Consider the following 16,628-nt stretch of genomic DNA (forward strand, 5'->3'; position numbering starts at 1 on the left):
GGCGCAATTCTAAAATTTCACGGCTTCGTAGAAGCTGTGAAATTTTAGAATTGCTGCCCTTTGCGAAAAAGGGACGGTGATGGTATGATGTGGTGTATCGTCTTGTAGGAGGAATAAATGTTTAGGCATGTGTTGTTTGACCTCGACGGGACGCTGACGGAGTCGCATGAAGGTATCCTCAGATCCGTCGCGTATGCATTGGAGAAAGAAGGGGAGCCGACGGACGGCCGCCTTGATCGGAAGATTGTTATCGGCCCGCCGCTTATGTATACGTTTACTCATACATACCGTTTCCCGAAAGAGAAGGCCCGGCGTGTGTACGGGTATTTTCAGGAGCGGTACGGCACAATCGGCTTGTTTGAAAATCACCCGTATGACGGTATTCCGGCATTGCTGAAGAGTCTTCATGATGCGGGCATCCGGTCTTATGTGGCGACATCGAAGCCGCGCGTTCATGCCGTTGCCATTTGTGATGCATTCGGCCTGACCCCTTATTTATCGAAGATCGCCGGCGCCGAATTCGGCGGCGAGGAAGATAAAACCGCTATTATGGAGGGCATCCTGAAGGGGATCCCGGACCGGCGAAACGGCGAGACCGTCATGGTCGGTGATCGCAGGTTTGATGTCATCGGGGCCCGCAGGTGTGACATTCCCGTTATCGGTGTCGGTTTCGGTTACGGCAATGAAAAGGAACGGGAAGAATTTACTCCCGATTATTATGCGCCTACCGTAGCGGCGCTTCGGGATATTTTACTGAATAAGGAGATAATTTAATGGTACATAAGTCAGGTTGGGAAGTTTCCGCAAAACATCACGGTTTTCGCGTGGATAAGGTTGAATATATAAAAGAGGCGCAGAGCACGGCGTACGAGATGATTCATGAACAGTCGGGCGCAAGGGTGTTTTATCTTGCAAACGACGATGATAACAAGGTGTTCTCCGTCTCGTTCCGGACAACGCCGACAGACAGTACGGGCGTGCCTCATATTTGTGAACATTCGACGCTCTGCGGTTCGCGCAAATTCCCTCTGAAAGAGCCGTTTGTCGAGCTCGTAAAGGGCTCGCTCAATACATTTCTTAACGCCATGACTTTTCCCGACAAGACGATGTATCCCGTGGCCAGCCGCAACGCCGTTGATTTTAAGAATTTGATGGATGTTTATCTGGATGCCGTGTTCTTTCCGAATTTTTTGAAAGATCCGCAGATTCTCAGTCAGGAAGGCTGGCATTATGAGCTGGAAGCTCCGGACGCTCCGCTCACATACAGCGGTGTCGTGTATAATGAAATGAAGGGTGTGTTCTCGTCGCCCGATGCGCAGCTTGAATGCAGGGTGATGCAGCATCTGTTTCCGGATACGACGTATGGTGTCGAATCCGGCGGCGATCCCGATGATATTCCCGATTTGACGCAAAAAGATTTCGTCGCTTTCCACAGACGGTATTATCATCCGTCGAACAGCTACATCTTCCTTTACGGCGATCTGGATATCGATGATACGCTGGCTTTCATTGACCGTGAATATTTGAGCGCTTTTTCGGCTGAAGATGTTCATACGGAAATTACGCGGCAGGCATGCCCGGGCAGTGTCGTAAAAACATATCCCTACGGCATCGCTTCCGATGAAAGTACGGAACACGGGACGCTGCATTCTCTGACATATGTCATTGACGACGCTCTCGATACGACGCTGGGGCTGGCTATGAGGGTACTGACTTATGTATATCTCACTTCGCCGGCCGCTCCCCTGAAAAAGGTGTTTGTCGATGAAGGACTGGGCAAAGATATTTCCGGCGATTTCCAGGACGGTATTTTACAGCCGTTGTGGGGGATCAGGATTAACGGTTCCGAGCCGGATGCGCAGAAACGGATTTTGCCGCTTATGCGGGATTTCTTCCGCAAAGTTGTCGCACAGGGGATTGACAGGACTCTTTTTACCGCTTCCTTAAACCGCCTTGAATTCGCTCTTCGCGAAGCGGATTTTTCCGGTCGTCCGAAGGGGTTGATCTACGGTATCTGCTGCATGAATACATGGCTTTATGACCGCGCGCCGGGAGATGCTATCCGCTACGAAGATTCTCTGAAGATCCTGCGCGCCGGTATTGAAACGGACTATTTTGAACGGATTATTGAAAAATATATTCTCCATAATCCCCACTATGCGCTTGTGTCCCTCGTGCCAGAACCGGGACTCACGGAGCAGAAAGAAAAGGCCCTGGCTGATAAGCTCGCGGCGTATAAAGCAACCTTATCCGAGAAGGAACTGGAAGATATCATGGCGGCCGCAAAGGCGTTGAAAAAACGTCAGGAGACACCCGATTCGGCGGAGGCGCTGGCGTCAATTCCCATGTTGTCACGTGGCGATTTAAAAAAGGAAGCGGACTATGAAGAAGCGGCTGTCTCCGAAGCCGGCGGCGTACCTTTCTGCCATGTGGAGGATAGGACGAACGGTATCATCTATATTAACGCCTTCTTTGATTTGCACGGTTTTACTAAGGACGAATTGCCCTATGTCTATCTACTTGCCGACGTGCTTGGCGATTTGGATACAAAAAGCCGTGACTACAGCGAGCTTTCCGCGTTAATCGATCTTCATACGGGCGGCATCCTGTACAGCGTCGGTTCCATTTCAAAGCGGGGCGACGGCAGTGATTACATGCCCTTTTTCCGCATAAAAGCAAAGGCCTTGACCTGTAATACGGAAAAGGCCGTGGAGCTTTTGCAGGAAATTACATTACAAACCGTTTATACGAAAGGCTCCCGTCTGGCCGAGCTTATTGAAGAAGAAAAAACCGGCTGGGATGCGGATGCCTTCCGTAACGGCCAGACATTGGTGACAAAACGGCTGCTCTCCTATGTTTCGCAGCAGGCGGCTTTTGATGAGGCCGGCGAACTGTCCTATTATCAGTTTCTCAGTAAAATCGCCGCAACTGTCCGTGAAGAGACGCCGCGTATCGGCAATAAGCTTGACGAAATCATGAAAAAACTTTTCGTCCGTGCCCGTCTTACCGTAGCGGTAACGGGCGGGAAAGACGAAGCGGAGACACTTGTGGCGGCATTGCCGCAATGGCTTGATGCCATGCCGGCCGGCACTGTCGGGGATTCGCTTTTCGATTTTGATTTGGAGCGTAAAAATGAAGGCATTATGACAAGCGGCAACGTGCAGTATGTTGCCAAAGGCGGCAACTTCTGCAGCCACGGTTATGCGTATACGGGCGCTATGGCGGTGCTCGGCACTATCCTCCAGTATGAGTATTTGTGGATTAAGGTCCGCGTTCAGGGCGGGGCGTACGGAGCCCATACGCGGTTTAATTTTAACGGGCATATGGTCTTCTGCTCATATAGAGATCCTCATCTTGCCGCCACGCTTAAAGCGTATGACGATTTGGCCGATTATTTGGCGACATTTTCCGTGTCCGAACGGGAAATGACAAAGTACGTTATCGGCACGCTCAGCCGCATCGATGTGCCTCTTACCCCGCAGCTCCGCACGGTAGCGGCTATGGCCAATTATTTCAATAACGATACGAAGGAAGAAAATCAGCAACGCCGGGATCAGATCCTGACGGCCGACGCTGAGGATATCCGTGCGCTGGCTCCGCTTGTCAAAGCGGTTATGAAGGACAATACCGTTTGCGTCATGGGCAGCGAACGCAAGATCAAAGAAGAAAGCCGCTTCTTTAAAGAAACCGTTTTCTTACCGAAGTAGGTGGTTATATATGCGCAGTCGTTTCGCGCCCAGCCCGACGGGATATCTCCACCTGGGCAATGTCTGGACGGCTATGCTCGGCTGGCTGCAGACGAAAAAGGCCGGCGGAATTCTTGTCCTTCGGGTGGAGGACATTGACGAGCAACGTTCAAAGACCGAATATATGACGGCCTTTACGGAAGATATGCTTCGTCTCGGCCTGACATGGGACGAAGGGCCGGATGTGGGCGGCCCGTACGGGCCGTATATTCAGCGGGAACGATATGGCCGTTATCATGAGGCGATAGAACGACTCGCGGGAATGGGCCTTATTTATCCTTGCTATTGCAGCCGCGCCAGACTTCAAGCCGTTGCCGGGGCCCCTCATGACGGGGACATGCCTGTCTATGACGGCCGTTGCTACGGCATGAGCGAGGCGGAACGGGAGAAGAACAATAAGCCGCCTTCTCTGCGCGTGCATGTTCCCGATTGCGTTATTTCTTATCAAGACGGCGTTTACGGCGAACAATGTGAAAACCTGCGCCGAGACTGCGGTGATTTTGTCGTTCACCGGGCCGACGGCATGTACGCGTATCAATTGGCGGTTTCGGTCGATGACGGCGCCATGGGCATAACGCATGTCTTACGGGGCAGGGACCTGCTCAATTCAACGGGACGGCAGATCGCGTTAATGCGCCTTCTCGGCTATAAGAACAGGATCGAGTATACGCATGTCCCTCTTCTCGTTGACAGTGAAGGCCGCCGTCTTTCCAAGCGTCAACACGGCATGACCGTACGTGACCTGTGGGCGGCCGGCGCCGACTCACAGCAGATTCTCGGCTATTTGGCCTATAAAGGCGGCCTTGTGGACACGCCCGGACGATACGGGTTGGGTGAATTGGTTCAACGTTTTGACACGGCGAAGATCGCCTGTACCGATATTTCCATCGATGCCGCACCGGCAGACATAATAAAAACATTTATATAAGTATTGCGGAAGTATAGGAACAGGTACCTGTTCTTATACTTCTTTTTTTGTGGCAATATACGCCCTCCTTTTAACGGAAAGCGGGGAATTTTTAGTGCATACCGAAATATCCCTGAGATTACCGACAAAATTTTCCGAAAATTTAACGAATATATTAAATCAATATATAGTACACATACAATAATATTACATAAAAAACTACTATATTTATTGACAGGACCGGTTCGGAACGCTTGTAAATCGCATAGGTATCGGAAAAAAAGCAAAAATAATTACACTCTTTATATTGTCATAAAGTGTTTATATGTGGTAGAATGTGGTGAAAAGTGAAACGAATGACAGGAAAGGAGTTGAGAGTCCGATGTTTATGGGTGAATATGCACACACCGTCGATGCGAAAGGCCGCGTTATCATGCCGGCAAAATTTCGTGAAGAACTGGGTTCGGTTTTTGTTGTGACCCGCGGGCTCGAAGGCTGCCTTTCCGTATATACGCAGGAAGCCTGGAGCCGATTTGCGGAAGCGATGAAAAAACTCCAGGCATCCAAGGAAAACGTGCGTGCATTCAAACGTTTCCTCTTCGGCAGCGCCGCCGAACTGGAGTTCGACAAACAAGGGCGGATTCTTATTCCCTCCACATTGCGGGATTATGCGGAACTCGTTAAGGATGTGATTATCCTCGGTACAGGCGATAAAATTGAAATCTGGAGCAAGGGTGCGTATGAAGCCTATGCGGCCAAGACGGTTCCCGCAATGGAGGCCATTGCTGAAAATCTGGAAGGCTTCGGCGATTTGGACTTTTAGGAGGTCACATGGAATTTCATCATGTCAGTGTCCTTCAGGCTGAAATCGTACATGCCGTCGCCGGTGACCCGACGGGGATTTATGTCGATTGTACCCTCGGCGGCGGCGGGCACAGTCGCGCGTTGGCGGAGCTGCTCGCGCCGACGGGAACGATCATCGGTCTCGATCGGGATAAAAACGCTGTCGCCGCCGCATCGGAAAGAATGAAAGATGCCGCCTGCCGGTTTATTCCGGTACAACGTAATTTCAAAGATATGGGTGCCGTGTTGGACGAATTGGATATTGAACGCATAGACGGCGTTATGTTCGATTTAGGTGTGTCAAGTTATCAGCTCGATACGCCGGAAAGAGGATTTTCGTACCAACATGACGGGCCTCTCGACATGCGTATGGATACGGAGGCAAAACGCAGCGCCTATGATGTTGTCAATACGTATGATGAAGCCGGATTATACCGCGTTATCAGGGATTACGGCGAAGAGCGGTGGGCAAGGCGAATCGCCCGGTTCATTGTAGCCGCCCGTCGTGAAAAACCTCTTGAACGAACGGGAGAACTGGTACGGATAATCAAACAGGCCGTGCCGGCAGCCGCCAGAAAAGACGGCCCTCATCCGGCAAAACGTACCTTTCAGGCTATTCGTATAGAAGTAAATGAAGAACTGTCAATTTTACGTAACGCCTTTGAAACGGCTGCCGGACGATTAAAGCGGGGCGGCCATATGGGCATCATTACCTTTCACTCATTGGAGGACAGGATTGCCAAACAGACGCTGAAACGTCTGGCGACAGATTGTATTTGTCCGCCCGGCATTCCCGTCTGTACGTGTAATCATCAGGCTGTCCTTAAAATAGAAGGGAAGGGGATTGTACCGTCGGCAGCCGAATTGGCGGCGAATCCCCGCGCACGAAGCGCTAAACTGCGTGTCGGTACGCGCATATAGAACTGTTGTAAAGGTTAAGTTGTTGCGGAAACGGATGTGTTATAATTATGTTGGCAAGAAAAGCTGGATATATGGGGTATCGGGGCGGTCGCAGCGTTTCCGTGCCTGCGGGCGGAGAGAAACAGCGGTTTAACCGGCTTATCGCACAGTCCGTGTCAATTATTTTCCTTATTGCTTTTTTCCTTATTGTATATGTCGCTTTATCCGCCACAAGGACCCATTACGGCTATTCGCTGATGCAGGAAAAAAGACAGGTGCAGCAATTACAGCGGGATAACGAGATTTTACGTGTCGAAATAGCCAAGCTCGAATCACCCGAACGGATTTACAGGACGGCGACGACCGATTTGGGAATGGTTACGCCGGCGACGATTTTATATAAACAGCAACGTGATTCGAAACAACGCTGAACGACAAGGGAGCAGCCTTTTTGCGAAGGCTGCTATTGTTGTTTGCTGTAGGACTATAGATTGAGGAGGGATGTTGTATGAAAACGGTCCGGGAACTTTGCAGGGAGATTAAGGGCGTTTACAATATAGAAGGCAATGACGGAGTGGAAATCACGGGCATTTCGGCCGATTCCCGGGAAATCGAACGGGGGGATCTTTTTGTCTGCATTGCCGGTGCCCATGTAGACGGAGCCGTATTTGCGGGGCAAGCCGCGGAAAAGGGCGCCGTGGCCGTACTCACGACAACATCTCGATCTGCCGCAGCAGGTTACGCAGATTACTGTTGCCGATATTCACGGGGCTATTGAAGATATGGTACCTTTTTACTACGATTATCCCGGCAAAAGTATGCGTATGATCGGTGTTACCGGCACCAACGGCAAGACGACGACATCGCATATTATTGCGCATATTCTGCGCACGGCCGGCTATCATGTCGGCGTTATAGGCACAATCCATGCACTCATTGACGATGAAGAATTGGAAATCCGCAATACAACGCCCGATGTCGTTGAATTGCAGAAGCTTCTGTTTCTCATGCGGGAGAAGGGTATGGACTATGTGGTGATGGAAGTGTCGAGTCATGCGCTGGCGCTTAACCGCGTAGCCGGCATCGAATATGATACGGCCGTATTCACCAACCTTACACAGGACCATCTGGATTTCCACAAGAGCTTTGAAAATTATGTAGCCGCCAAGGCCAAGCTTTTTACGAGCCTGACGACAGAACAGCATTGCAAAGACAATAAGACGGCCGTTATCAATAGCGACGACTCTCATGCAAAAGAAATTTTGCGAGCCGCGCATTGCCGGATCCTCACGTATGGTGTCGAGAATGATGCCGACCTTAAAGGGGCTGACTTGAAAGTCGGCTTGAAGAACTCTTCTTTTACCGTTACGGGCCCTTTCGGCCGTGTTTCCCTCCATATGCATATTACAGGCCTTTTCAATGTTTATAATACGCTGGCTGCCATCGGCGCGGCCTATGCCGAAGGTATTCCGTCGGAAACCGTCGCCGGCGCCGTTCAGTCCTTCCGCTCCGTACCGGGCCGTTTTGAATTGGTTGAAGCCGGTCAGGATTTTGCCATTGTCGTCGACTATTCTCATACGCCGGACAGTCTGGAAAAAGCATTGACGACGGCGCGTGCAATGAACCCGAGGCGCATCATTGCCGTCTTCGGCTGCGGCGGCGACCGCGACAGGACGAAACGCCCCATCATGGGTAAAATCGGTGCGGAAAACGCGGATATTCTCATTGTGACTTCCGATAATCCCCGCTCTGAAGATCCTGAATGCATTGTTTCCGAAATAGAGGCGGGCGTCGTGACCGGACTTAAACAAGGAAGGCACTATGAAGTCATTACGGATAGACGGGCCGCCATTATGCGTGCCGTGGAAATAGCCGAAAGCGGTGATATTGTCCTCATTGCCGGCAAGGGGCATGAAACATACCAGATTTTAAAAGACGGGACGATACATTTTGACGATAGAGAAGTTGCCCGCGAAGCGGTGCAGCGGTTGAAGGAGAGATAAAGATGGCCATGTTTACGGATGCGGAAGTCGTTCTCGCGACGGGTGCGCGGATTCTGCAGCAAGGTCGCAGGGATATGCTTTATCGGAATGTCACGACAGATACGCGTACTGTCGGTGAAGACGATCTTTTTGCGGCGTTGAAGGGGGAAAAGTTCGACGGCCATGATTTCATTGAGCAGGCCGTCAGTGACGGCGCTGCCGGCGTTATCGTGGAAGATGCGGCGCGCCTTTACCCGGACGGCGATTATACGATTTTTGTCGTCAAGAATACACGTAAGGCATATCAGGATCTGGCGCTTTTCCATCGCCGCCGTTTTTCCATTCCCGTCGTGGCCGTCACCGGCTCGGCCGGGAAGACATCGACACGTGCGCTTATTGCCACGGTCCTCGAACAGAAGTACAATGTATTGCAGACCGAAAAGAATTTTAACAATGAAATCGGCTTGCCGCGTACCCTGTTGCAGCTGACGAAGGAACACGGTGCCTGCGTCGTGGAACTGGGAATGCGCGGGTTGGGACAGATTAAGGAACTTGTCGATATAGCCGAACCGACCGTCGGTGTCGTTACCAATGTCGGTAAGAGCCATATTGAGCTGCTCGGTTCGCAGGCCCAGATTGCCAAAGCCAAGGGGGAGCTTGTCGAAGCTCTCGGCAGTGACGGCACGGCCGTTCTTAACCAGGACGATAAACGCGTTGCCGCTATGGCAGGCAAGTGCAAAGGCAAGGTTGTCGGCTTCGGCATTATTAACGATGCGCCCGTTATGGCCGGCACGATCAAAAACAGCGAAAAGGGCCTGTCTTTCACGTGCCGTTGTTTCGATCAGGTTATCGATGTACATATGGCCGTTATCGGTACGCATAACGTATACAATGCGCTGGCCGCCGTGGCGGTCGGCCGTCTTCTCGGCCTGAGCGAACATCAGATGCAAAAGGGGCTTGCCGAGTATAAGGGCGTGCCTATGCGTCAGGAACTCGTCAATATCGATAATGTAGTCTTTGTTAATGATGCGTATAATGCCAATCCCGCCTCGATGAAGGAAGCCGTCGATACGCTCGTCACGCTGACGGGAGGACGGAAGATAGCGGTTCTCGGCGGTATGCTCGAACTGGGAGACTGGGCGGAAAAAGAGCATGAAAAGATAGGCACCTATTTAGCCGACAAAAAGGTGGATATTCTTATCGCCCTGGGCGATGAGGCGCGATTCATGGCAAAAGCGGCTAAAGCGGCGGGCATGAATGAGGTATATACTGTTACGACGCATGCGGAAGCCGCAGCTGTTCTCCGCCGCATAATGAGGCAGGGGGATACGGTTCTCCTCAAAGGGTCGCGCGGCTTTGCCATGGAAAAGATTTTGCCTTACATCGAAAGGAAGTAATGTGAATGTTTAATACGCTTATTTTGGGTTTTGTCGTCAGCCTCGTCGTCGGTCTGGCTTTAGGACCGATTGTTATCAAAAAACTGAAGGAATTCCACGCTCGTCAGGAAGAACGTGAAGAAGGACCGGAAAGTCATAAGTATAAGGCCGGCACACCTACAATGGGCGGTATTTTAATTCTCGTCGCGCTGACCGTTTCGTGCCTTGTTTTCAACGGTGCGGATATATCGAAACTTCTGGCACTTTTCCTTACCCTGGGCAACGGTTGTATCGGGTTTCTCGACGATTCCGTAAAAGCGCTGAAAAAACGTAATCTCGGGCTGACGGCGAAACAGAAACTGGCCGCACAGGCGGCCGTTTCCGTTATTTTCTGCTTTATCCTGAAGGGGGTCCTCGATTTTCCGACGACCCTTTGGATTCCTCTCACTGCCGTTACCGTGGATTTGGGGCCTTTCTATTATATTCTCGTATTCTTCATGATTGTCGGCGCGACGAATGCCGTAAATCTGACGGACGGGTTGGACGGTCTGGCTGCAGGTTCCTGTGCCATTACGTCCGTAGCCTATGTAGTTATTGCCGTGGCTCTCGGGTACGGCAATATTGCCGTTTTCGGCGCGGCTTTGGCCGGCGCCTGCCTGAAGCTTTCTCTTTTACAATCAACATCCTGCGAAGCTGTTTATGGGAGATACGGGATCTCTTGCTTTGGGCGGCGGCCTGGCGGCTATGGCTGTTTTGACGAAGACGGAAATACTGCTCATTCCGGCAGGCGCCCTCTATGTCATGGAAGCACTTTCCGTTATTTTACAGGTTATTTCCTTTAAGACGAGAGGGGTCCGGATTTTTAAAATGAGCCCTATTCATCATCATTTAAAACTGTCCGGCTGGAGCGAAGTAAAGGTTGTTACCGTGTTTTGGGTGTTCTCGGCGATAGCGGCCGTTTTCTCCATTATCATTGTCCTTGCCGGTAAATAGCGGATAAAGAGGGTGTCAATATGAGCGTAACGGATTTTTCGGGCAAACGAATAGTTGTCATCGGCGCCGGTATCAGCGGCAGAGCGGCGGCCGCCGTTTTAAAGCGCCATGGCGGGACGGTTGTTTTAAATGATATTAAAGGACATGACGAAAATGCCGAACCGTGGCGCACGTTGCGGGCCCGGGGTATAACCTGCATTTTCGGACGGCAGGACAGTTCCGTTCTGGACGGGGCCGATATTGTCGTGCCTTCACCCGTTATTTCACCGGAAATTCCGATCATGAGGGAAGCGGTGAAGCGTAATCTGCCCGTTTGGAGCGAAGTGGAAGTCGCCTGCCGGGTAACGGATGCCGATTTTATCGGCATTACGGGGACGAACGGCAAGACGACGACAACAACCCTCGCGGGTGAGATTATGAAAGCTTCAGGCAGGCAAACAGCAGTCGGCGGCAATATCGGTTCGGGCTTATCCGAACAGGCGGAAGATTTGCCGCATACGGCTGTCGTCGTAGCGGAACTGTCAAGCTTCCAGCTTGAATTCACACAATCTTTAAAGGCAAAAAGCGCCGTAATTTTGAACCTTACGCCGGATCATCTCGAACGTCATCATACAATGGCCGCATACGGTGAAGCCAAAAAACGGATTTTCCGTAATCAGGACGCTTCGGATTATGCCGTTCTCAATTATGACGATCCTCTCGTCCGTTCCATGGGAAAGGATTTGACCGGGACGGTCCTTTATATTTCCGTATATACGGAAGTGCCGGCCGGAGCTTATGCGAAAGGCGGCGATCTTTATATCCGGTTACAAGATAAAGATATTTTTGTCTGTGCGGAAACGGATCTGCATCTTTTCGGCAAACACAATATTCAGAATTGTCTTGCCGCGGCGTTGCTGACGTATGTAGTGGGCGTTCCCGTTCGAGACGATTCGCGCGGTCCTGAAACAATTCCGCGGCGTGGAACATAGACTTGAATGGGTCCGTACTGTTGCCGGTGTTCCCTATTACAATGACTCGAAAGGAACGAACACGGATGCGTCGGAAAAGGCATTGGAAGCCTTCCCCGACGGCCATCTCATTCTCATTGCCGGCGGCCATGATAAACTGACGGATCTCGGCCGCTTTATGGGGCTGGTAAAAGAGAAAGTCGACACACTCATCCTTTTAGGCGAGGCGGCGGACCGTTTCGAAGAAGAAGCCCGCAAAGCGGGCGTGACGGATATCCGCCGGGCCGGGTTTTCCATGGAAAAAGCCGTGCAGTCGGCGTATACAATCGCAAAACCGCCGCAGACCGTGCTGTTGTCCCCGGCGTGTTCAAGCTATGATATGTATCATCATTTTGAAGAACGGGGGAACGACTTTAAAAATATCGTCCGTTCCTTATAGATATACCTTTGCTTTTTAAATGAACGAGGAGGAAAAAGTTTCATGCGCCGTGTAATTATATCCGGAGGCGGTACGGGCGGACATATATATCCCGCCATAACGATTGCCGAAGCCATCAAGGCGACGGAACCGACAGAGATTCTATATGTCGGTTCGAAAACGGGACTGGAAAACACATTGATCCCCAAGCAAGGGTATAATTTCGTGACCCTTGATGTACGCGGATTGGAGCGTAACCTATCCGTCCGCAATCTGGTGACTCTCGGTAAGACGGCAGGCAGCCTCTTTCAGGCGGAACGAATTATCCGTAAATTTAAACCGCAGGTTGTTATCGGTACGGGCGGTTTTGTCTGCGGTCCCGTTCTCCTGGCGGCGAGCCTCAGCGGTATCCCGACGCTTATTCAGGAGCAGAATGTCATTCCCGGTGTGACCAATACGGTTCTGGCGTGTTTTGTCAATCGCATTGCCTTAGGATATGAAGAAGCGGCGAAACGGTTTAAACAAAAGCATAAACTCGTCTTTACGGGAAATCCCGTACGCAACGATATCCTGACGGTCAGCCGCAGTGAAGGGCTCGCTTTTTTCGGGTTTGACCCGGCCAAATTCACCCTTATCGCCGCCGGCGGCAGCCGCGGCGCGCGGAGTATCAATACGGCGATGATTAAAGTGCACGAGCATTTTAAAGATGCCGATGATATTCAAATCCTTCACATTACGGGTGACCATGAATACGACAGAGTGACAAAACAGCTCGGCAGTGTGAATTATCACGGGTTTTACGGCAAGACGAGCCGTATTATCCCGTATTCCCACCATATGCCGGCCGTCCTGGCGGCCGCCGATCTTGTTGTCTATCGCGCCGGTGCGGTCGGGTTGGCGGAACTTGCCGCACGGGGCTTGCCGTCCATCCTTATCCCCTATCCCTATGCGGCTGAAGATCACCAGCGCTATAATGCGCAGGCCTTTGTTATGAACGGCGCGGCCCGGATGATTCTTGACAAACTTCTGACGGGGGAAGAACTGTTGGATGAAATTGTACGGGTAAAAGAGGACCGCCGCCTCTTGCAACAGATGGCAACGGCCAGTCTCGCCATGGGCAGAACCGACGCGGCGCAGGCGATTGCCGATATTGCCCTGGAGCTGGCGGGAAAAAGTAAATTCGCTGAAAAGAAAACGAGGGATAACGATGGTTGATTTAGATAAAGTGAGCCGTATCCATTTTATCGGCATCGGCGGCGTGGGTATGCGCGCCATTGCCAATATATTTATTGATAAGGGATACAGCGTGTCCGGTTCGGATGCAAAAGAATCGGCCGCTACGGCGCGGTTACGTGAAAAGGGCGCGCGTGTCCATATCGGACACAGTGCGGATAACTTGAAAGATGCCGAAGCGGTTGTTATTTCCTCGGCCATCCGCCGTACGAATGAAGAACTGACGGCGGCGCGAGAACGCCGCATCCCCGTCATCCATCGTTCGGATGCGCTCGTTCATATTATGGGCTGGGGCAAAGCTATTGCCGTTGCCGGCGCTCACGGGAAAACGACAACTTCATCCATGCTCGGTCAGGTGTTTTTGGAAAGCGGCACGGATCCGACGCTCGTTATCGGCGGAGAAGTGGATTACCTGCACAGTAATTCCGTTCTCGGCAAGGGCGAATATGTTATTGCCGAAGCGGATGAAAGCGACGGTTCTTTTTTAAAGGAGCACCCGTATATTGCCGTCATCACGAATATTGACGCGGACCACATGGATTACTACGGTACGCTTGCCAATGTTATCCATGCATTTAAAGAATTCATTAATCGCCTCGACCCGGTGGAAGGGCTTGCCGTACTGTGCGCCGACGATGACAGGGTGCGCGCCCTCCTGCCGGAAGTGGACCGTTTGTATGTGACCTACGGCATAGAGGCCGAGGCCGATTACAGGGCCGGGAATATCGGGTATGAAGAGGGAAAGCTGGTTTTTGACGTTTTTTATCATGAGCAGCTCCTCGGTCCGCTGGCCTTGAATGTCCCGGGTAATCATAACATCCTCAATGCGCTCGCAACAGTGGCCGCGGCTCGCTCCTGCGGTATCGGATTCGATGAAATCGCCGGCGCGTTGTCTCATTTCCACGGTGCTAAACGCCGGTTTCAGACAAAGGGGCATGTCAGGGATATATGGGTTGTCGATGACTATGCCCATCATCCGACGGAAATCAATGCCACTCTCTCGGCGGCCCGCAGCATGGGGACGCATCGTGTTGTCTGTCTCTTCCAGCCGCACCGGTATACGCGGACGCAGCTTTTGGCGGATGAATTCAGCAGAGCGTTTGTCTGTGCCGATAAATTGATCCTGACGGATATTTACGGCGCCGGTGAAGAACCTATCCCCGGTGTGGACGGTGCGTTCCTGACGGAGAAAGTCAAAGCCGCCACCGGGCAGGATGTGGCATATGTGGCGACGAAAGACGGGTTACTGAACTACTTGCGCGAAAATGCGAGACCGCGCGATTTAATTCTCACTATGGGCGCCGGCGATATTTATAAAGTCGGTGAAGCCTTTGTTGCGGCGGAGGGGTCTGAAAGATAAATGACGGATATGAAAGCTATGAAAGCCCGGAAAATTGCCGTGGTCGTCGGCGGGCCGTCGACGGAAGCGGAAGTTTCACGTCGTACAGGCAAGGCCGTTACGGACGCATTGCAAAAAAAAGGGTATCAGGCGGAAATTGTTGAACTGGTGCCGGCAGAATTGGCGGCAACCTTGCAGGACAAGCGGTTTGATATCGTTTTTAACGCCCTGCACGGACAATACGGTGAGGACGGAGTTCTTCAGGGCATGTGCGAAATGATGAATATCCCCTATACGGGGCCGGGAGTTATGGCCAGCGCCGTCGGAATGAACAAGATAATCAGCAAGAGCGCTTTCCGCGGCGCCGGTATTTCAACGGCGCCTTTCGCCTATTATTTTATTGAACAGGGCCTTGATGAAATTGCCGCCGATATGAGCAGAGAATTCCCCCTGCCCGTCGTTATCAAGTCGGCGGCACAGGGATCCAGTATCGGTACGGTTATCGTGCGTGACGAGAAGGATATAAAGCCTGCTTTAAAAGAAGCGTTCACGTACGGGAAATCCGTTGTGGCGGAAATGTTTCTCTCCGGCCGTGAATTTACGGTTGCCGTCATGGACGATCTGGCCTTTCCGGTTATTGAAATCATTTCTAAAACAGGTAAATACGATTACCGCTCCAAATATACGCCGGGACTGACGGAACATATTTGTCCGGCCGCGATTTCCGCCGCGCTGACACGAGAAATGCAGGATTTATCCGTCGCCGTTTTTCGCCTCCTCCATTGCCGGGGGATTGCCCGTGTCGACCTGATGACGAACGGCGAGGGCAGGCCTTTTGTCCTGGAAATTAATACGATGCCCGGCATGACTGAAACCAGTCTTGTTCCCGACGCGTCCCGTGCTATGGGGATGCCTTTTGAGGATTTGTGTGAACGGATTCTGGCGGAAGCATCGACCGGTAAATTTTAATTTTATATATAAGGTTTTACTATATGTTACATACACATTTCGACGACACCCGCTCCGGCGAATATAACCATAATCGGCATACCGACGGCTTCAAGCCGTTTGCGGCACAGGATATTTCGGAAGAAACGCATTACAGTCCGCACATGGATCCCGAGGCGGTACGGACAGAAACACAGGAACGCATTGCCAGGCGGCACAGGAAACGATTGAAAAGAGAAGCGGCCCTGCGCAGACGTAAACGCCGGCTGCAGATTATCGGCGCGGCCGTTATTATTTTCATTTGTTTGCTGTTGCTGCGTGTCTTGCCGATCCCTTTCGGCACTGTTGTTATTGACGGTAACGGCATTATGCCCGATGAAGATGTTCTCCGTGTCGGCGGCATACCGTCGACAGTAAACGTAGTCCGGCTTTCGACGAGTGAAATTAGAGAACGGCTGTTACGCGACCTGCGTGTGGGCGATGTCAGCGTAGAACGTGAACTGCCGGCAACCATTCATATTTTTGTGAAGGAACGCAAGGCCGTAGCCGTCGTCATGACACTGTACGGTTTTGCCTACATAGACGATACGGGAACGGTTATCGGCCTGGAACCGCAAATTAAAGGAGTTGCCGTGCCGATTATTACCGGCAAGAAAGTGGATACTCTTTTATTGGGGGACCGGCTCGATGATATACCCATGAAGCATGCAATGGCATATTTGGAAGAACTGTCCCCGGAAATATCGTCGCAAATCGCCGAAATCAATGTGGGCAATCCGAAAGAGCTGATCGCCTATACGACGGACGGCCTGTCCATTCACCTCGGAAACGGTGACAGGACGGCCGAACGCGCTGCCGTGACGCAGGGCCTCCTGGAAGAAATCAGGAACAACCGTTTATCCGTACAGTACATCGACGTTAATCCGGACGCCCCGATTATAAAAGAAAAATAAACAATGCCCCGCCGGCGATATAATGATATATCGGCAGGCA

Annotated in this window: 11 protein-coding genes and 3 pseudogenes; all 14 read left to right on the forward strand. The window is 51.6% G+C overall.

The genetic code is table 11. The features are described from left to right. Positions 1-117 precede the first annotated feature (117 nt). The 14 genes and pseudogenes from HMPREF0080_RS05450 (at position 118) to HMPREF0080_RS05515 (ending at position 16,588) form a co-directional block, all read left to right on the forward strand. Entirely contained in the window at positions 118-774 is a 657-nt protein-coding gene (locus HMPREF0080_RS05450) for an HAD hydrolase-like protein (protein ID WP_006790299.1), read from the forward strand. Further along, positions 774-3,707: an insulinase family protein gene (locus tag HMPREF0080_RS05455; protein ID WP_006790300.1), complete on the forward strand. Its 2,934-nt coding sequence runs from the start codon at positions 774-776 to the stop codon at positions 3,705-3,707. The genes HMPREF0080_RS05450 and HMPREF0080_RS05455 overlap by 1 nt, the downstream gene beginning before the upstream one ends. A 10-nt stretch (positions 3,708-3,717) precedes the next feature. Beyond that, positions 3,718-4,674 (forward strand): tRNA glutamyl-Q(34) synthetase GluQRS, encoded by a 957-nt coding sequence (gene gluQRS / locus HMPREF0080_RS05460; protein ID WP_006790301.1) that lies wholly within the window; start codon positions 3,718-3,720, stop codon positions 4,672-4,674. Between the two features lie 361 nt (positions 4,675-5,035). Next, positions 5,036-5,476, forward strand: a complete 441-nt coding sequence (mraZ, locus tag HMPREF0080_RS05465) for a division/cell wall cluster transcriptional repressor MraZ (RefSeq protein ID WP_040347351.1) — start codon at positions 5,036-5,038, stop codon at positions 5,474-5,476. Between the two features lie 8 nt (positions 5,477-5,484). Beyond that, on the forward strand, positions 5,485-6,417 hold the full coding sequence (gene rsmH, locus HMPREF0080_RS05470) for a 16S rRNA (cytosine(1402)-N(4))-methyltransferase RsmH (RefSeq protein WP_006790304.1): 933 nt from the start codon (positions 5,485-5,487) through the stop codon (positions 6,415-6,417). 47 nt (positions 6,418-6,464) lie between these two features. Continuing rightward, positions 6,465-6,827, forward strand: coding sequence for an FtsB/FtsL family cell division protein (locus HMPREF0080_RS05475; protein ID WP_006790305.1), 363 nt, complete (start codon positions 6,465-6,467; stop codon positions 6,825-6,827). Between the two features lie 77 nt (positions 6,828-6,904). After that, positions 6,905-8,399: pseudogene (locus tag HMPREF0080_RS05480) on the forward strand (UDP-N-acetylmuramoyl-L-alanyl-D-glutamate--2,6-diaminopimelate ligase). 2 nt (positions 8,400-8,401) lie between these two features. Beyond that, complete coding sequence (locus HMPREF0080_RS05485; protein WP_006790308.1) at positions 8,402-9,775, forward strand: UDP-N-acetylmuramoyl-tripeptide--D-alanyl-D-alanine ligase; 1,374 nt, start codon at positions 8,402-8,404, stop codon at positions 9,773-9,775. 5 nt (positions 9,776-9,780) lie between these two features. Beyond that, positions 9,781-10,747: pseudogene (gene mraY / locus HMPREF0080_RS05490) on the forward strand (phospho-N-acetylmuramoyl-pentapeptide-transferase). 20 nt (positions 10,748-10,767) lie between these two features. Further along, positions 10,768-12,136: pseudogene (gene murD, locus HMPREF0080_RS05495) on the forward strand (UDP-N-acetylmuramoyl-L-alanine--D-glutamate ligase). Between the two features lie 42 nt (positions 12,137-12,178). Next, a complete protein-coding gene (murG, locus tag HMPREF0080_RS05500; RefSeq protein WP_006790313.1) occupies positions 12,179-13,330 on the forward strand; it encodes an undecaprenyldiphospho-muramoylpentapeptide beta-N-acetylglucosaminyltransferase in 1,152 nt (383 codons plus the stop codon). Continuing rightward, positions 13,323-14,708, forward strand: a complete 1,386-nt coding sequence (gene murC, locus HMPREF0080_RS05505) for a UDP-N-acetylmuramate--L-alanine ligase (RefSeq protein ID WP_006790314.1) — start codon at positions 13,323-13,325, stop codon at positions 14,706-14,708. Before murG ends, murC begins: the two co-directional genes overlap by 8 nt. A 9-nt stretch (positions 14,709-14,717) precedes the next feature. Beyond that, the gene (locus HMPREF0080_RS05510; RefSeq protein WP_040347376.1) at positions 14,718-15,656 is read left to right on the forward strand and encodes a D-alanine--D-alanine ligase; all 939 of its coding nucleotides are present in this window, start codon (positions 14,718-14,720) and stop codon (positions 15,654-15,656) included. A gap of 23 nt (positions 15,657-15,679) precedes the next feature. Then, entirely contained in the window at positions 15,680-16,588 is a 909-nt protein-coding gene (locus HMPREF0080_RS05515; protein ID WP_006790316.1) for a cell division protein FtsQ/DivIB, read from the forward strand. Positions 16,589-16,628 lie beyond the last annotated feature (40 nt).

Source organism: Megasphaera geminata F0357 (assembly GCF_000239275.1).
Taxonomy (GTDB): Bacteria; Bacillota; Negativicutes; order Veillonellales; family Megasphaeraceae; genus Megasphaera; species Megasphaera geminata.